This window comes from Streptomyces sp. NPDC056169 (assembly GCF_042268445.1).
GTDB lineage: Bacteria > Actinomycetota > Actinomycetes > Streptomycetales > Streptomycetaceae > Streptomyces.
In genome coordinates, this window is record NZ_JBHJUO010000001.1 from 170,770 (window position 1) to 187,676 (window position 16,907).

Sequence of the window (16,907 nt, forward strand, 5' to 3'; positions counted from 1 at the left end):
CCGCCTCAGGCCAGAGGCGACGGCGCTGGGTACGGTGGACGCTCCAGCAGGCAATACGTCTCGACCGACCGCATCGCCTGCTCGGGAACCCGACCGCCGACTTCGCACACGCCTGAACCCGGAAATCGGCCTCCTCCGCGCACGCGCCCGGGCCCATCCCCAGCGCGGGGAGCAGCACCGTCGCCCACTCCTGCCACCGCATCCCGCTGCACACCGCGAGATCAGCGCCGGCCCTGTCGCGGCGCGGCGAGCTTCCGCGGAACGACGGATTCAGCCTCGAGTCCGGGCCCTGGCCTCCCAGCCCGACGTCTCGGAAGTAGCCCGCTGGGGCCTGCCCCGAGAGGGGGCAGGCCCCAGCGCGGAGGCGGCGCGCCGGCCACCGGAGGCGGCGCGCCAGCCACCGGGGGCGGCTCAGGGCTCCTGGGTCGCGCGCCGACGGCGTATCGCCGTTGTGGCGATCAGGGCGAGGGCCAGGACCGCACCTGCGCCCGCCGCCGTGGAGGCCACCGTGACGGCCGGCTCCTCGTGCGGCACCGGCCCGCTCGCCTGCGGCGCGTACCCGCCCGCCGCCCCCTTCTTCGCGTACGCCGAGCCGGGCAGCTTGTCCCCATAGTCGCGAGCGACCCGCGACCGGTACGCGGCCAGACTCGTCCCGTTCTTCCCGACCGCCCGCACCGCGTCCTCGTCCAGCGGCAGCACCTTCGCGCCCTTCTGGACGTACCACGCGTCGATCTGCGGCTCCCGGAAGACGAGCCCGCCGGGCAGCACGCGCCCGCCCTGCTCGGCGTACCGGATCTCGTCGTCGCCGGTGGCGATGTTCACGACCTGCCAGCCGCCGGGCTGCTTCACCGTCCACAGCGAGGCCTTCTGGCCGTCGGAGGCGACGGCCCGGCTGGCCCGGAACTCGACGCGGGCGACCGGCGCCCCCGCCTTCCCGGCGACGAAGTCCGGGGACAGGATCCGTACCGGCACCGATCCGCCCTCGACGCGCGGGGCGGCGGCCGAGCGGGCGAGCGCCCCGTCCCGGGCGAAGAACCGGGACAGGGTGTCCAGGGTCTGCGGCGCGGAGGCGGCCTGCTCGGGGGTCGGCGCGGACGGCAGGGTCTCCGCGGCGGCGGCGGGGAGCGCCCCGAGGGCGACGAGGGCGGCGGTGGTCAGGAGACCGGCGCCGATGGCACGTCCGTTCATCGTCGTCACGCCCCGATCCGGTAGAGCGAGTGGGTCCAGGAGAAGGAGTTGTTGTTGACGTACCAGGCGTGCGAGGCCCAGTTGTACCGGTCGCTGGACGGCCAGGGGTCGCCCCAGTAGACCCAGCTGTTGGCGTCGTCGTAGCCGTAGATCACGTGCATGTGACCGCCGCCGCTCGACCACTGGATGCGGGTCTCGATCGGCCTGTTCGCGTTGATCTCGGTCTGTACGGTCGGGTAGCGCAGCCAGCCGGTGACGTACGAGCCGGGGTTGACGCCGGCCCAGCTCAGTCCCGTCTGGACGTTGCCGAGGGTGGCCTGGTTGTTGGGGCAGTCGTAGCCCTGCTGGCGGTTGAAGGCGGCGTTGCAGAACTGGTTCTGGCTGTAGTTGCGGCCGAACCAGGTGGCGATGGTGTTGCCGCCCGCCGCCCAGCACCAGTTGGTCTTCTGCTGGGCCTGCATGGTGATGTCGAGCTGCTTGGAGGCGAGGGTGGAGACGTCCTCACCGGCGGGCGCGGCGGACGCCGTCGTGGTGGGGACGAAGAAGAGGGCGGCTGCGGCGAGTGCCGCGAGGGACAGTCTTCTGCTGCGCATCGCGTTCCTCCCGTGGAGGGGGGTGGGGATGTGGGGAGTGGAGGAGCGCGTCCGGACGCTGGTCAGGAGCATCTGCCGTTGTCGGGAGCGGGTCAACACGCTTCAATGCGGGGTGACATCGGACTGTGAACGGTGTGACCCGGGTGTGAACGGACGCCCTCGGCCCACCTGCCCGCCCACCGCTCGCGGCGCGACGGTCCGCTCCCCCACCGTGAACGTTCACTGAGGAGCCCTCGTGAGCCACACCGAGGCCGATCTGGCACAGCTGCTGCACACCGGTCCCTTCCATCTGGCGCTGCGCACCGCGCTCGCCGTGCGCGGGCTGCCGCTCCAGCGGGTCCAGCACCATCTGGCGCACCGGGGCATCAGGGTCGGGGTGACGAGCCTCAGCTACTGGCAGCAGGGCGCCCGGCGGCCGCAGCGGCCGGAGTCCCTGAAGGCCGTGCGGGCCCTGGAGGAGGTGCTCCAGCTGCCCGGGAACTCGCTGCTCCGGCTCCTGTCGGGGGACGCGGCGGGCCGGGCCGACGTGGAGCGCCCGGCGGGCCGCTCGTACCGCTCACTGGTGGAGGCGTCCGGGTCGGTCGAGGAGCTGCTCACGGAGCTGGAGTCCCCTGCGGACGGCGGGTTGCACACGGTGGGGCACCACGAGCGGGTACGGATCGGGGCGGCGCGGGAGCTGGTGGGGCGCGAGTCGCAGCACGTCGTGCGGGCGCACCGGGACGGGGTCGACCGCTATCTGGCCATCCACCACGGGGATCCGGGGTGCGATCCGTCCCGGGTGGAGGTGCGGGCCGTGGAGAACTGCCGCACCGGGCGGGTGCGGTGGCACGCCGGGACGGGTGTGCTGGTCGCGGAGCTGCTCTTCGACGCGCGGCTGCGGGCCGGGGACACGCATCTGTTCTCGTACGGGTTCGAGGACGGCACGGCGGGCCCGAGCGGGGAGTACGTGCGCGGGTTCAGCTTCGCCGGCGGGCAGTACGTGCTCCAGGTGCGCTTCGACGAGGCGGCGCTGCCGGTGCGGTGCCGGAGGTTCGCCCAGACCTCGGCGGGCGCGCCGCGCGGGGGCCGTGCGGAGCTGACCCTGAGCGGCCGGCACCGCACGGTGCACGTCGTGGAGCAGGGGGTGCGCCCGGGGATCCTGGGCATCGACTGGGACTGGTCGTGAGGGTCCGGCCTTCGGGGCCTACGTCTCGGGGCCGGTGACTCGGGGCTACGCCTCCGGGCCGGCGACCAGCTTGCCGTTCTCGACGCGGACCGGGACCTCGGGGAGCGGGACCGTGGCCGGGCCCTTGACCGCCTTGCCGGTCGTCACGTCGAAGCGGCTGCCGTGGCAGGGGCAGTTGCCCTCGTTGTCCTCGATCTTGTCGAGGACGCAGCCGGCGTGGGTGCACTGGGCGCTGAACGCCTTGTACTGGCCCTTGGCCGGGCAGCTCACCACGACCTTCTGTTCGCGGTAGAGCTTGGCGCCGCCGACGGGGATCTCGTCCGGGGCGCCGAGGGCGACCGGGGCGGTCGGGGTCGGGACTCCGGCGTGGCCCAGCTTGGATTCGGTGGAGCAGGCGGCGACTCCCAGCCCGGCGGCACCGGCGAGAGCGGCGCCCTTCAGTACGGTGCGGCGGCTGGACTGGCCGGACATGGGCGCTCCACGGTGGATCGGGGCAAGGCGTGACCGAACCGACGATACCGGCGGGGTTCCCTGCGCCGACGGCCGGGCCCGGGGTCCGTCCGGAGACGGAGCAGGGCCCCCGAGGAGGGGGCCCTGCCGGGAACGTCAGGCCTTGCGGGCCCGCGTCGTCGCCTTCTTCGCGGCGGCCTTGGTGGCGGTCGCCTTCGTGGCCGACTTCTTGGCGGCCGTCTTGGTCGCCGCGGCCGTCTTGGTCGCGGCAACCGTCTTCGTCGCCGCGGCCTTCTTGGCGGGCGCCTTGGCCGGAGCCTTCTTCGCCGCCGTCTTCCGCGCCCCCCGGGCCGCCGGGACGGTCCCGGCGGCGTCGCTGATCCGGTCCGCGCCGAGGATCTCGCGGAGGAACTTGCCGGTGTGGCTGGCCGGGACCGAGGCGACCTCCTCCGGCGTGCCCTCGGCGACGACCAGGCCGCCGCCGCTGCCGCCCTCGGGGCCCATGTCGATGAGCCAGTCGGCGGTCTTGATGACATCGAGGTTGTGCTCGATGACGATCACCGAGTTGCCCTTGTCGACCAGGCCGGACAGCACCTTGATCAGCTTCGAGATGTCCTCGAAGTGCAGACCCGTGGTCGGCTCGTCCAGGACGTAGACCGTGCGGCCCGTGGAGCGCTTCTGGAGCTCGGAGGCGAGCTTCACGCGCTGGGCCTCGCCGCCGGAGAGCGTCGGCGCCGACTGCCCGAGGCGGACGTACCCGAGGCCCACCTCGTTGAGCGTGCGCAGGTGCCGGGCGATGGTGGGGACGGCCTCGAAGAAGTCGAGGGCCTCCTCGATCGGCATGTTCAGGACTTCGGCGATGGACTTGCCCTTGTAGTGGACCTCCAGGGTCTCCCGGTTGTACCGGTCGCCGTGGCAGACCTCGCACGGGACGTAGACGTCCGGGAGGAAGTTCATCTCGATCTTGATCGTGCCGTCGCCGGAGCAGTTCTCGCAGCGGCCGCCCTTGACGTTGAAGGAGAACCGGCCGGGCAGGTAGCCCCGGACCTTGGCCTCCATCGTCTCGGCGAAGAGCTTGCGGACGTGGTCGAAGACGCCGGTGTAGGTCGCCGGGTTCGACCGCGGGGTGCGGCCGATCGGGGACTGGTCGACGTGCACGACCTTGTCGACGAGGTCGTCGCCGTCCACGCGCGTGTGGCGCCCCGGCACCGACTTGGCGCCGTTCAGCTCGCGCGCCAGGTGGGTGTAGAGGATGTCGTTGACCAGGGTCGACTTGCCGGATCCGGAGACGCCCGTGACGGCCGTGAGGACGCCCAGCGGGAAGGAAACGTCGATGTCCAGCAGGTTGTTCTCGCGGGCGCCGTGCACGGTGAGCCGTCGCCCGGGGTCCACGGGGCGGCGGATGTCCGGGGTGGGGATCGCCCTCCGGCCGGACAGGTACTGCCCGGTGATCGACTCCTCGTTGGCGAGGAGCTCCTTCATGGTGCCGGAGTGGACGACCTTGCCGCCGTGCTCGCCGGCGCCGGGGCCGATGTCGACGACCCAGTCCGCGACCTTGATGGTGTCCTCGTCGTGCTCGACGACGATGAGCGTGTTGCCCATGTCCCGGAGCCGGACCAGGGTCTCGATGAGCCGGTGGTTGTCGCGCTGGTGGAGGCCGATGGACGGCTCGTCGAGCACGTACAGCACGCCGACGAGGCCGGAGCCGATCTGGGTGGCGAGCCGGATGCGCTGGGCCTCGCCACCGGAGAGCGTGCCGGCGGCCCGGTTGAGGGAGAGGTAGTCGAGGCCGACGTCGACGAGGAAGCGCAGCCGCTCGTTGACCTCCTTGAGGACCCGCTCGGCGATCTTCTTGTCGCGGGCGTTGAGGGTCAGCCGGGAGAGGAACTCGGCGCAGTCGCTGATGGACATCCCGGAGACCTCGGCGATGGACCGGTCCATGACCGTGACCGCGAGGACGATCGGCTTGAGGCGGGTGCCCTCGCAGGTGGGGCAGGGCACCTCGCGCATGTAGCCCTCGAAGCGCTCGCGGCTGGAGTCGCTCTCGGCCTCGCCGTGCCGCCGCTTGACGAAGGAGACCGCTCCCTCGAAGGCGGGGCTGGTCCAGGCGCGCTCCCGCCCGTAGCGGTTGCGGTAGCGGACCTCGATCTGGGTCTTGTGGCCGTACATGAGGGCCTTCTTGGCCCGCTGCGGAAGGCCGGCGAAGGGAATGTCGGTGCGGAAGCCGAGGGCCTGGGAGAGGCCGTCGATCATCCGGCCGAAGTACTCCTTGGTGTGCCCGTGCGACCAGGGGTGGATGGCGCCCTCGTCGAGCGACTTGTCCTCGTCCGGGACGATCAGCTCGGGGTCGACCTCCATGCGCGTGCCGATGCCGGTGCAGTCGGGGCAGGCGCCGAAGGGCGAGTTGAAGGAGAAGGAGCGCGGCTCCAGCTCCTCGAAGGAGAGGTCGTCGTACGGGCAGTAGAGGTGCTCCGAGTACATCCGCTCGCGCTCGGGGTCGTCCTCGGGGAGGTCGACGAAGTCGAGCACGACCATGCCGCCGGAGAGGCCGAGCGCGGTCTCGACGGAGTCGGTGAGGCGGCGCTTGGCGCTGTCCTTCACGGTGAGGCGGTCGACGACTACCTCGATCGTGTGCTTTTCCTGCTTCTTCAGCGTCGGCGGTTCGCTCAGCTGTACGGTCTCGCCGTCGACCCGGGCGCGGCTGTAGCCCTTGGTCTGGAGGTCGGCGAAGAGGTCGACGAACTCGCCCTTCCGCTCGCGCACGAGCGGCGAGAGGACCTGGAAGCGGCTGCCCTCGGGGAGCTCCAGGACCCTGTCGACGATGGCCTGAGGCGACTGGCGGGAGATCGGCCGGCGGCACTCGGGGCAGTGCGGCTTGCCGATGCGGGCGAAGAGCAGGCGGAGGTAGTCGTAGACCTCGGTGATGGTGCCGACCGTCGAGCGCGGGTTGCGCGAGGTCGACTTCTGGTCGATGGAGACCGCGGGCGACAGACCTTCGATGAAGTCGACGTCCGGCTTGTCCATCTGACCGAGGAACTGCCGGGCGTAGGAGGAGAGCGACTCGACGTACCGGCGCTGCCCCTCGGCGAAGATCGTGTCGAACGCGAGGGAGGACTTGCCCGATCCCGAGAGCCCGGTGAAGACGATGAGGGAGTCACGCGGGAGGTCGAGCGAGACGTTCTTGAGGTTGTGCTCGCGAGCGCCACGAACGATGAGACGGTCGGCCACGCCGGTCCGCACCTTTCTTGAGAGAGCGGATGTGCCTGACACACCCAACAACCAAGGATGCCGGATGCTTCCGTCGAGCCTATAGCACGCACATTCGATTTCCGGCCTCATGGAGGCCGCTTCACCCGAACGAGTGGCGGCGCTAGGGTCGGCGCCATGATCGACCACGAACGTGATCTCGCCTCTGTCAAGGCGGCGACCGACCTGCTGCTTGCCGCGGCCGCCTCCTGGGACAACGCGGCGGCGGCCCAGCCGTCACGGCTTCCGGGCTGGACCCGCGGCCATGTCCTGGCCCACATCGCCCGGAACGCCGACGCTCTGGTGAACGTCCTCCAGGGGCGCCCCATGTACGCCGACGCCGCGACCCGCGACGCCGACATCGAGCGCGACGCCGCCCGCCCCCTCGCCGTCCAGCTCGCCGACGTGCGCGAGAGCGGCGACGGCTTCCAGGCCGCGGGCGCCGAGCCCGCCGACTGGAGCCGCACCGTCGAGCTCCGCAACGGCGTCACGGACAGCGCCTCCCGGATCCCGTTCCGCCGCTGGGTGGAGGTGGCCCTGCACCACGTCGACCTGGGCGTCGGCTACGAGCTGGAGGACCTGCCCGGGGAGTTCGTCCGGCGGGAGATCGACTTCCTCGCGGAGCGCTTCACGGGCAACGCGACCGTGCCGCCGACCCGGATCGTGGCCGCGGAGGGCACGGGCACCTGGACCACCGGCTCCGCCGAGGGCGCCGAGGGCGCCGAGGTGACCGTGACCGGCCCGGCCGCCGAGCTGCTCGGCTGGCTCGCCGGCCGCCGCGACGGCGCCGCTCTCAAGACCGAGGGCGGCCCGCTCCCCGCTCTCCCGCCGCTGTAGCCACCGCTGTCGGTGGGCGGAGCTAGGCTGAGCCCATGACGTACAGCGGAAGTGTGAAGGTCGGCGGACCGGCGGACGTTCACGAGCTGACGGACCTGATGATCTCGAAGGTCTCGGTCGGCCCGATGGACAACAACGCGTACCTGCTGCGCTGCCGGGCGACCGGCGAACAGCTGCTGATCGACGCGGCCAACGACGCCGACACACTGCTCACGCTGATCGGTGACGACGGCATCGCCGCCGTCGTCACCACCCACCGGCACGGCGACCACTGGCAGGCCCTGGCGGAGGTCGTCGCCGCGACCGGCGCCCGGACCTACGCGGGGGCGTACGACGCGGAGGGCATCCCGGTCGCCACCGACGTGCCGGTCGAGGACGGCGACACGGTCCGCGTGGGCCGGGTCGAGCTGACCGCCCGCCGCCTGGTCGGGCACACCCCCGGCTCGATCGCCCTCGTCTACGACGACCCGCACGGCCACCCGCACGTCTTCACCGGCGACTGCCTCTTCCCCGGCGGGGTGGGCAACACCTGGAAGGACCCGGAGGCCTTCGCGAGCCTGATCCACGACGTGGAGACCAAGCTCTTCGGCGCCCTGCCGGACGAGTCCTGGGTCTACCCGGGCCATGGCAAGGACACCACGCTCGGTGACGAGCGCCCGCACCTCACGGAGTGGCGCGAGCGCGGCTGGTGACCCACCGCCGTACCCCCGGCGCGCGGCTCACCGGCCGCGCGCTACCGTACGCCCCCGTAACCCGGATGGCCGCCGGGTAGTTGGCGCCACATGCGCACCAGTCACTCTCCGTCGCCGCCCGCTCCCCCGGCTCCGCCCGCTCCTCCCTCGATGGTCCGGCTCGCCACCGCCTCGCTCGTCGGCACCGCCATCGAGTTCTTCGACTTCTTCGTCTACGGGACCGCCGCCGCCCTCGTCCTCGGGCCGCTCTTCTTCCCGACCTTCTCCCCGCTCGCCGGGACCCTGGCCGCCTTCGGCACCTTCGCCATCGGCTTCGTCGCCCGCCCGCTCGGCTCGGTGCTCTTCGGGCACGTCGGCGACCGGTACGGCCGCCGGCCGGTCCTCTTCGCCTCGCTGCTCCTGACCGGCTGCGCCACCGTCGCGGTCGGCTGTGTCCCCACGTACGAGACGCTCGGCATCGCCGCGCCGCTGCTCCTGCTCACCCTCCGCTTCCTCCAGGGCCTCGGCCTCGGCGGCGAGTGGGGCGGCGCCGTCCTGCTGACGGCCGAGCACGCGCCCGCGAACCGGCGCGCGCTGTGGGCGAGCTTCCCGCAGATCGGCCCGGCGGTCGGCTTCCTCCTCGCGAACGGGGTGATGCTGGCGCTCACGGCGGGGCTGAGCGACGCGGAGTTCCGCTCCTGGGGCTGGCGGGTGCCCTTCTGGGCGGCGGGTGTCCTCGCGGCGGCCGGGCTGCTGCTGCGTTCCTCGCTGGCGGAGACCCCGCAGTTCGAGGAGCTGTCCGCGTCGGGAGGCCGGGCGAGCGCCCCGCTGGCCGAGATCGCGCGCGACCACTGGCGTCTCGTGCTGCTGACGGCCGGGGCGCTCGCCGTCGGGTACGCGGTGTTCTACACGGTCTCCACCTGGGCCCTGACCTACGGCACCGAGCGGCTCGGGGTGAGCAGCACGGTCATGCTGACCTGTGTCATGGCCGCGGTGGCGGTCAAGGGCGCGGCCACGCCCTTCGTGGCCCTGCTGGCCGACCGCTGGGGCCGCCGCCCGCTGTGTCTCGCGGGGTGCGCGGCCTCCGCGCTCTGGATGTTCCCGATGGTGGCCCTGCTGCACACCGCGGAGCCGGTCCTGATGTTCCTCGGCTTCCTGGGCTCGCTGCTGGCCTTCATCACGATGTTCGCGGTGATCGCCGCGTACCTCCCTGAGCTCTACGAGCCCCGCGTCCGCTGCACCGGAGCGGCCGTCGGCTACAACCTCGCGGGCGTCCTCGGCGGCGCGCTCACGCCCATCGTCGCCACGACCCTCTCGGACGGCGGATCGGGCCCGCCCTGGGGCGTCGCGGCCTATCTGACCGTGGTGGCCCTCATCAGCCTGGGCTGCTTCGCCCTCCTCCCGGAGACCCTGCCGGACCGCGTCGGGACGGCGAAGACCGAGGCGAGCGAGACCGAGACGGACGAGGCCGAGGCGGACGAGGCCGAGGCGACGGCCGTCAAGGAGACGGAGACCGAGGCGGCGGGGGCCGCGCCCGCCTGAGGGAGGGCGCGAGACGGCGACGGCCGGCCAGGGGCGGGCGCCCCGGGCCGGCCGTCGCCGTGGAAGACGCGTCAGGCGTCGACGCTGTCCTTCTCGACGCCGTCCGCGTCCTCGACACCCTTGGTGTCGGCCGCGCCCTCGGCAGCGGCTCGCTCCGACTGCTTCTTGGAGGCGATGAGGCTGGTGATCGTGGTGACGACCAGGACGCCGCCGATGACCGCCAGCGAGAACCCGATGGAGATCTCCGGGACGTGCACCCCGGACTCGTGCAGGGCGTGCAGCACGAGCTTCACGCCGATGAAGCCGAGGATCACCGACAGGCCGTAGCTGAGGTGGACCAGCTTCTTGAGCAGGCCGCCGATCAGGAAGTACAGCTGCCGCAGGCCCATGAGGGCGAAGGCGTTGGCGGTGAAGACGATGTACGGGTCCTGGGTCAGGCCGAAGATCGCCGGGATGGAGTCGAGGGCGAAGAGGATGTCCGTGGTGCCGATGGCGATCATGACGACCATCAGCGGGGTCAGGACGCGCTTGCCGTTGACGCGGATGAAGAGCTTGGTGCCGTGGTACTTGTCGGCGACGCCGAACTTCTTCTCGACGGACTTGAGGAGACGGTTCTCCTCCCAGTCCTCCTCTTCCTCGTCGGCACGCGCCTCCTGGATGAGCTTCCAGGCGGTGTAGATCAGGAACGCGCCGAAGATGTAGAAGACCCACGAGAAGTTCGCGATGACCGCGGCGCCCGCGACGATGAAGATCGTGCGGAGGACCAGGGCGATCACCACACCCACGAGCAGCACGCGCTGCTGGAGGTGGGAGGGGACCGAGAACTTCGCCATGATCAGGATGAAGACGAAGAGGTTGTCGACGCTGAGCGACTTCTCGGTGACGTAGCCGGCGAAGAACTCCCCGGCCGCCTGACTGTTGCCGAACAAGAGCAGGCCGACTCCGAAGAGCACGGCGAGCACGACCCAGACGATCGTCCAGATTCCGGCTTCCTTGACCGAGACGTCATGGGGCTTCCGCCCGATGAAGAAGTCGGCTCCGATGAGGGCGACCAGACCGAGAATGGTCAGCACCCACAGGGTCATTGAAACGTCCACTGCGCCTCCGGCGTCGTACGGCTCTTTGATCAGCGTCGTCGCTGCCGGAGGTCTCTTCCACCCGAGCGGCTCACACCGCGGTCGGGCCGACGCCCCGGGATCGGATCACTGAGGATCCGTCCGTATTGACGGGTACGCCGCACACGGGGAGTACTCCCCTCCGCACCATGAACACTACCCGAAAGACCAAGAGAAGGTAAAGGGGAGGGTAAAGAGCCGCCAAAAGGCCAGGTCAGAGTCGCTTTGCCGGGCGGGCGTCCACGACCTGCGCGAGGACCTGACGGAGGATCCGGCTGCCCGGCGGCAGCAGCGGGGGCTCGTACGACCACGCGTGACCGACCCACGGATCGGCGAGGTGGTCGTCGGGGACGGGGGTGAGCCGCAGCAGCGAGCGCCAGAGGGGGTCGAGCACGGGTCCGTACGCGGCGGCGTCCTCGCGGGCGGCCACCATCAGCAGATGGACGCCGACGCCGGGGCCCTCGTCGGCGAGGTACCGGAGCCGGGTGACCGCCCGGTCGTCGAAGCCGTGCGGGAAGTCGTGCACGATCAGGAGCTGCCGGGCCGTGTCCAGGCCGGGCGGCAGCGCGTCGACCGCGCCGTTCCGCAGGGCCATCTGCAGCAGGTCGACCCGCTCGGTGAGCTGCTCGAGGACGGCCGAGACGCCGGCCGCGCCCCGGGCGGGCGGGGCGGCGAGCACACCGGTGTCCACGAGCGGCGCGAGCGCGGCGGTGCCCGCACCGGCCGCGTCGACGACGTGGACCGCGAACTCACCCGGCGGGTGGACGGCGAGCAGCCGGGCCGTGTGCGCGACCGCGCTGTCGAGGGCGAGCCGCTTCAGCTCGGTCTCGTCGAGGAGGGCGGCCGCCTCCGAGCGGCCGCGGCCGCTGTCCACCCAGAGCCCTCGCTCCATGGGGAGCCGGACGAGCATGGGGATGCGGAGCTCGGTGCGCTCGGGGAGGTGGAGGTCGCCCAGGCGCACGGCCATCGGCTCCTCCGCCGGGGGGCGGTAGGCGTGCCAGACCGGGTTGTCCCAGCGGGCGTAGGCGGGCGGCAGGGCCGGTTCGACGACCTCGGACTCGACGGCGAGCTGGGCGAGGTCCCGGTCCAGGACCTCCTGGGCCCGCTCGACCAGCTCGTCGTGCCGGGCGCGGGCGGCCGCCCGCGCGGCGTCGTTCGCGCCGCCGACCCGCGAGCGGTAGTCGGAGAGCGACTCGTCGAGCTCCCGGTCGAGCCGGGACTCGGCGAACTCGCAGGCACTGCGGTAGGCGGCGGCGGTACGGGCCAGGTCCTCGAACATCCCCCACACCTGGTTGTACAGGCGCTCGTCCATGGACCAGCCTGCCGCGTCCCCGGCGACGGGCACGGGCGGCACCTGCGGCCCCTGCGGCCCGGGCGGACGCTGAGGCGCCTGCGGGGCCGGTGCGGGCTGCGGCTCCGGCGTGGCGGGCCGGCGCCGGGGGTGGGCGTAGCTGATCGGGCCTCCCGTGCCGGGGGCGGGCCGGGGGGCGGCGGGGGCGGGCTCCGGGGCAGGGTCCGGGTGGGCCGGGACCTGGGCGGGTGGCGGCGTGTGGCGTGCGCGCTCCGTCTCCATGATCGACGCGGCCAGGTCGGCGGGGCGGTCCAGGCCCTGGTCGCCGAGAAGGGCGGCGAGACCGCCCTCGTATCCCTGGCCCATGGCGCGGACCTTCCAGGCGCCCTGCCGGCGGTACAGCTCCAGGGCGACGACGGCGGACTCGCTGCCGAGCCCGGTGATCGTGTAGCTGGCGATCTCGGTGCCGTCGGGGCCGGTGACGGCGACGAAGGGGGCGGCGACCCTCCCGAAGGAGGTCGGCCCGCCGATGCCGTCGGGCAGTGCCAGGAGGACGGAGACGCGGTGGACGGTGTCCGGGACCGCCGCCAGGTCGACGGCGAGGCGCTGGTCGGCGGCGGCCTGCCGGGGGACGTCCACGCCGGGGAGCGAGGGGGCGACGGGGTGGGCGATCCACTCCACGCCCGGGACCCTGCCCCGCTCGTCGCCGAGGGCGGCCCCGGCGACGACCGGGTGACCGGCCGACACCCTGATCTCCAGTCGGGTGTCGGGCAGGGGGTGGTTCTGCCCCCGGACCAGCTCGGCCGTCATCGGCTCTGTCCCCTCAGCGGTTCCCGGTACGAATGGTGCGGATGTGCGGTGGCGCGGTGGCGCGGTGGTTCGGTCGTGCGGTGGTGCGGTGGTGCGGGACAGCTCCCGGTGGCCTGCTGCCTCCGGGAGCTGTGAGTGCGTCCTGCGCGGGCCTGCCTACAGGTGCGGCAGGATCGCGGGCATCAGGTCCTGGAACGTACGGCCGTTGGCCGCGTTGCCCAGGGCGGTCATCTGCCAGCCGGAGCCGACCCGGTGCACCTTCGCCATGATCTGCGCGGTGTAGTTGCCGCCGCCGTCGAGGGTGTAGCGCGCGAGCTCCTGGCCGTTCGTCTCGTCGACGATCCGACAGAAGGCGTTCTGCACCTCCTGGAACGTCTGACCGGTGAAGGAGTTCACGGTGAAGACGATCGTGTCGATGTGGACCGGGACCCGCTGGAGGTCGACGAGGATCGCCTCGTCGTCCCCGCCCTGGCCCGCGCCGCCGACGAGGTTGTCACCGGTGTGCTTGACCGAGCCGTCGTCGCTGACCAGGTGCCGGAAGAAGACCACGTCGACCGGCTGCTTGTCCGCGAAGAGGACGGCCGAGGCGTCCAGGTCGATCTCCTGGGTGCGCTTGCCGAAGAGACCGCGGCGCGGTGCCGCCTGCCAGCCGAGCCCCATCCGCACCTGGCTGAGGCTGCCCCCGCCCTGCTTCTCCAGGCTGATGGCCTGACCCTTGGTCATGTTGACCGTCACGCGCTTGCCCCTCTCGTTGCGTTCCCCGCGCCCGCTGTCCGGTGCGTGCGGTTGTCCAGCACCCTACGCAGAGGTACTGACACCGCAGAACCGCGGTCCGGATTTGTGTCGGTCTTGCAACACACCGGACCGCCTCCGGTCAGGCGATGCCCGCCTCCTTCATCTGGCGCAACTCCTTCTTCAGCTCTCCCACTTCGTCGCGGAGCCGGGCCGCGACCTCGAACTGCAGCTCGGCGGCGGCGGCGCGCATCCGGTCGGTCATCTCCTCGATGATCGCGGCCAGTTCGGTGGCGGGCCGGTCGCCCAGTTCGATCGTGCCGGACCCGCCGGCCTTGCCCCGGGACTTGGGGCCGTGGGCGGCGAGCGAGGGGACGGGTGCCTTGGCGGCCTTTCCGTCCTTCCCCTGGCGGTAGCCGCTGCCGAGGAGCTCCTCGGTGTCGACCTCCTCGCGGGCGATGGTCGCGACGATGTCGTTGATCTTCTTGCGGAGCGGCTGCGGGTCGATGCCGTGGGCGGTGTTGTACGCGACCTGCTTCTCGCGGCGCCGGTTGGTCTCGTCGATGGCCTGCTCCATCGCCGGGGTGATCCGGTCCGCGTACATGTGGACCTGGCCCGAGACGTTTCGCGCGGCGCGGCCGATGGTCTGGATGAGGGAGGTCCCGGAGCGCAGGAAGCCCTGCTTGTCGGCGTCGAGGATGGCGACGAGGGAGACCTCGGGGAGGTCGAGGCCTTCCCGGAGGAGGTTGATGCCGACGAGGACGTCGTACTCGCCGGCGCGCAGCTCGCGCAGCAGCTCGATGCGGCGCAGGGTGTCGACGTCGCTGTGGAGGTAGCGCACCTGGATGCCGAGCTCCAGGAAGTAGTCGGTGAGGTCCTCGGCCATCTTCTTGGTGAGGGTGGTGACGAGGACCCGCTCGTCCTTCTCGGTGCGCAGCCGGATCTCGTGGACGAGGTCGTCGATCTGGCCCTCGGTCGGCTTGACGACGACCTCGGGGTCGACGAGGCCGGTGGGGCGGATGATCTGCTCGACGAAGCCGTCGCCGCGGGAGAGTTCGTACGTGCCCGGGGTCGCCGAGAGGTAGACGGTCTGGCCGATCCGCTTCTGGAACTCCTCCCACTTCAGCGGGCGGTTGTCGAGGGCGGACGGGAGCCGGAAGCCGTGGTCGACGAGGGTCCGCTTGCGGGAGGCGTCGCCCTCGTACATGGCGCCGATCTGCGGCACGGTGACGTGCGACTCGTCGATGACGAGCAGGAAGTCCTCGGGGAAGTAGTCGAGGAGGGTGTTCGGCGCGGAGCCGGGCTCGCGGCCGTCGAAGTGCATCGAGTAGTTCTCGATGCCGGAGCAGGAGCCGATCTGGCGCATCATCTCGATGTCGTACGTGGTGCGCATGCGCAGGCGCTGGGACTCCAGGTGCTTGCCCTGCTTGTCGAGCTCGGCGAGGCGGGTCTCCAGCTCGCGCTCGATGTCGTTGACCGCGCGCTCCATGCGCTCGGGGCCCGCGACGTAGTGGCTGGCGGGGAAGACGTACAGCTCTCGGTCCTCGCTGATGACCTCGCCGGTGAGCGGGTGGAGGGTGGAGAGGGCCTCGATCTCGTCGCCGAACATCTCGATGCGGACGGCCAGCTCCTCGTACACCGGGAAGATCTCGATGGTGTCGCCGCGGACCCGGAAGGTGCCGCGGGTGAACGCCAGGTCGTTGCGGGTGTACTGGATGTCGACGAAGCGGCGGAGCAGCTGGTCGCGGTCCATCTCCTCGCCGACCTTGAGCGGGACCATCCGGTCCACGTACTCCTGGGGCGTGCCGAGGCCGTAGATGCAGGAGACGGAGGCGACCACGATGACGTCCCTGCGGGTGAGCAGGGAGTTCGTCGCGGAGTGGCGGAGCCGCTCCACCTCCTCGTTGATGGAGGAGTCCTTCTCGATGTACGTGTCCGACTGGGGGACGTACGCCTCGGGCTGGTAGTAGTCGTAGTACGAGACGAAGTACTCGACCGCGTTGTTCGGCAGGAGTTCGCGGAACTCGTTCGCCAGCTGGGCGGCCAGGGTCTTGTTCGGCGCCATCACCAGGGTGGGGCGCTGGAGCTTCTCGATCATCCACGCGGTGGTGGCCGACTTGCCGGTGCCGGTGGCGCCGAGGAGCACGACGTCCTTCTCGCCCGCGCGGATGCGCCGCTCGAGCTCGGCGATGGCCGTCGGCTGGTCGCCGCTGGGCTGGTAGGAGCTGACGACCTCGAAAGGCGCCACCGAACGTTCGATCTTGGAAACGGGCCGCATGCAACCACCGTACGACCCGGCACTGACACTCGGGCGGTGATCGGCTCACCGCCCCCTCCCGAGGTGTCCCGAAGGCGTCCCGTCACCAGTCCTGGGAGCGGTGGCCGCCGCGGGGGACGCTCCTGCGGGCGGCGCGGCCGGCGGGGCGGGCCGTCCAGTTGGCGGGCTCGCCGTAGGACGGCACGTGGCGCGGTGCGGGGACGCCGGGGCGGTGCACGCTCCGGGCGGCGGGCCGCTGCCAGTCCGGGTCGCCCATCACGAGCAGCGGGTCGAACATGACGACCACGGCGGCGAGGATGAGGAAGACCGCGGGGCCGATCAGCATCGGCAGGAGGAGCGAGGTCGCGGTGTCTCCGGTGCCGGCGGGCGCCTGGGCGCCCTGGAGGTGGACGCTGACGGCCGCCATGGCGGTGTAGTGCATACCACTGACGGCTCCGCCCATCACCAGGCTCGCACCGAGACTGGCCAGAAATCCATGCACGGAAACGGCCGCCCAGAGGGCCGCCGTGGCGGCCACGACGGCGATGACCACGGACAGGGCGACGGTGAGCGTGTCGTACTCGATGCGGCCGTGGAGGCGCATGCCGGCCATGCCGAGGTAGTGCATCGTGGCGACGCCGAGACCGGTGATCGTGCCGCCGGTGACCAGGGTGAGGGCGGTCGCCCCGCGGTACCCGACGATGAAGATCCCGATGCCGACCATGAGGACGGCGACGCCCAGGCTGGCGAAGGTGATGGGGCGGTCGTAGTTGATGGGCGCCTGCTGGACCGAGAAGCCCATCATGGCGATGAAGTGCATGGTCCAGATGCCGGTGCCTATGGAGGTGGCGCCGAGGGCGAGCCATCCGGCCTTGAAGCTGTCACGGTGGCGGAGCGACCTGGTGGTGCACCTCAGACCGAGGGCGCCGCCGAGGCAGGCCATGATGAAGGCCGCCACCGGAGTGACGAGGCCGTAGCTGAATCCGTCGACCGTGCCCTGCATGAGCGTG

Annotated in this window: 13 protein-coding genes; 4 read left to right on the forward strand and 9 right to left on the reverse strand. The window is 71.6% G+C overall.

All coding sequences use genetic code 11. The features are described 5' to 3' along the window. Positions 1–411 precede the first annotated feature (411 nt). The gene (locus tag ACFC0G_RS00820) at positions 412–1,188 is read right to left on the reverse strand and encodes a hypothetical protein (protein WP_376396119.1); all 777 of its coding nucleotides are present in this window, start codon (positions 1,186–1,188) and stop codon (positions 412–414) included. 5 nt (positions 1,189–1,193) lie between these two features. Further along, a complete protein-coding gene (locus tag ACFC0G_RS00825; protein WP_376395038.1) occupies positions 1,194–1,781 on the reverse strand; it encodes a papain-like cysteine protease family protein in 588 nt (195 codons plus the stop codon). 235 nt (positions 1,782–2,016) lie between these two features. Between ACFC0G_RS00825 and ACFC0G_RS00830 the strand changes: the two genes are divergently transcribed. Then, positions 2,017–2,946, forward strand: coding sequence for a hypothetical protein (locus ACFC0G_RS00830; protein WP_376395041.1), 930 nt, complete (start codon positions 2,017–2,019; stop codon positions 2,944–2,946). A gap of 45 nt (positions 2,947–2,991) precedes the next feature. Here the strand turns inward: ACFC0G_RS00830 and ACFC0G_RS00835 are convergent, their stop codons facing one another. After that, positions 2,992–3,417 (reverse strand): Rieske (2Fe-2S) protein, encoded by a 426-nt coding sequence (locus tag ACFC0G_RS00835; protein WP_376395044.1) that lies wholly within the window; start codon positions 3,415–3,417, stop codon positions 2,992–2,994. Positions 3,418–3,552: 135 nt separating this feature from the next. Further along, on the reverse strand, positions 3,553–6,624 hold the full coding sequence (uvrA, locus tag ACFC0G_RS00840) for an excinuclease ABC subunit UvrA (RefSeq protein WP_376395047.1): 3,072 nt from the start codon (positions 6,622–6,624) through the stop codon (positions 3,553–3,555). 156 nt (positions 6,625–6,780) lie between these two features. Here uvrA and ACFC0G_RS00845 point away from each other — a divergent pair, with 156 nt between their 5' ends. The 3 genes from ACFC0G_RS00845 to ACFC0G_RS00855 all read left to right on the forward strand — a co-directional run bounded on the left by ACFC0G_RS00845 (position 6,781) and on the right by ACFC0G_RS00855 (position 9,692). Beyond that, positions 6,781–7,479, forward strand: a complete 699-nt coding sequence (locus tag ACFC0G_RS00845; protein WP_376395050.1) for a maleylpyruvate isomerase family mycothiol-dependent enzyme — start codon at positions 6,781–6,783, stop codon at positions 7,477–7,479. Between the two features lie 35 nt (positions 7,480–7,514). Continuing rightward, the gene (locus ACFC0G_RS00850) at positions 7,515–8,171 is read left to right on the forward strand and encodes an MBL fold metallo-hydrolase (protein WP_376395053.1); all 657 of its coding nucleotides are present in this window, start codon (positions 7,515–7,517) and stop codon (positions 8,169–8,171) included. A 150-nt stretch (positions 8,172–8,321) separates the two neighbouring features. Beyond that, positions 8,322–9,692 (forward strand): MFS transporter, encoded by a 1,371-nt coding sequence (locus ACFC0G_RS00855; RefSeq protein ID WP_376396122.1) that lies wholly within the window; start codon positions 8,322–8,324, stop codon positions 9,690–9,692. A 71-nt stretch (positions 9,693–9,763) separates the two neighbouring features. On the opposite strand, the gene ACFC0G_RS00860 is transcribed toward ACFC0G_RS00855, so the two are convergent. The 5 genes from ACFC0G_RS00860 to ACFC0G_RS00880 all read right to left on the reverse strand — a co-directional run bounded on the left by ACFC0G_RS00860 (position 9,764) and on the right by ACFC0G_RS00880 (position 16,900). Further along, the gene (locus ACFC0G_RS00860; protein ID WP_376395056.1) at positions 9,764–10,789 is read right to left on the reverse strand and encodes a TerC family protein; all 1,026 of its coding nucleotides are present in this window, start codon (positions 10,787–10,789) and stop codon (positions 9,764–9,766) included. Between the two features lie 232 nt (positions 10,790–11,021). Continuing rightward, entirely contained in the window at positions 11,022–12,908 is a 1,887-nt protein-coding gene (locus ACFC0G_RS00865) for a TerD family protein (RefSeq protein ID WP_376395059.1), read from the reverse strand. Positions 12,909–13,064: 156 nt separating this feature from the next. Next, positions 13,065–13,643: a TerD family protein gene (locus ACFC0G_RS00870; protein ID WP_376395062.1), complete on the reverse strand. Its 579-nt coding sequence runs from the start codon at positions 13,641–13,643 to the stop codon at positions 13,065–13,067. A 139-nt stretch (positions 13,644–13,782) separates the two neighbouring features. Then, entirely contained in the window at positions 13,783–15,918 is a 2,136-nt protein-coding gene (gene uvrB / locus ACFC0G_RS00875; protein ID WP_376395065.1) for an excinuclease ABC subunit UvrB, read from the reverse strand. An 82-nt stretch (positions 15,919–16,000) separates the two neighbouring features. Next, positions 16,001–16,900, reverse strand: coding sequence for an MHYT domain-containing protein (locus tag ACFC0G_RS00880; RefSeq protein ID WP_376395068.1), 900 nt, complete (start codon positions 16,898–16,900; stop codon positions 16,001–16,003). Positions 16,901–16,907: the final 7 nt, after the last annotated feature.

Excerpts from the sequence above, each read along its gene's own strand:
- ACFC0G_RS00820 (WP_376396119.1), bottom strand. The coding sequence starts at position 1,188 with ATGAACGGACGTGCCATCGGCGCCGGTCTCCTGACCACCGCCGCCCTC.
- ACFC0G_RS00825 (WP_376395038.1), bottom strand. The coding sequence starts at position 1,781 with ATGCGCAGCAGAAGACTGTCCCTCGCGGCACTCGCCGCAGCCGCCCTC.
- ACFC0G_RS00835 (WP_376395044.1), bottom strand. The coding sequence starts at position 3,417 with ATGTCCGGCCAGTCCAGCCGCCGCACCGTACTGAAGGGCGCCGCTCTC.
- ACFC0G_RS00845 (WP_376395050.1), top strand. The coding sequence starts at position 6,781 with ATGATCGACCACGAACGTGATCTCGCCTCTGTCAAGGCGGCGACCGAC.
- ACFC0G_RS00850 (WP_376395053.1), top strand. The coding sequence starts at position 7,515 with ATGACGTACAGCGGAAGTGTGAAGGTCGGCGGACCGGCGGACGTTCAC.
- ACFC0G_RS00855 (WP_376396122.1), top strand. The coding sequence starts at position 8,322 with ATGGTCCGGCTCGCCACCGCCTCGCTCGTCGGCACCGCCATCGAGTTC.
- ACFC0G_RS00865 (WP_376395059.1), bottom strand. The coding sequence starts at position 12,908 with ATGACGGCCGAGCTGGTCCGGGGGCAGAACCACCCCCTGCCCGACACC.
- uvrB (WP_376395065.1), bottom strand. The coding sequence starts at position 15,918 with ATGCGGCCCGTTTCCAAGATCGAACGTTCGGTGGCGCCTTTCGAGGTC.
- ACFC0G_RS00880 (WP_376395068.1), bottom strand. The coding sequence starts at position 16,900 with ATGCAGGGCACGGTCGACGGATTCAGCTACGGCCTCGTCACTCCGGTG.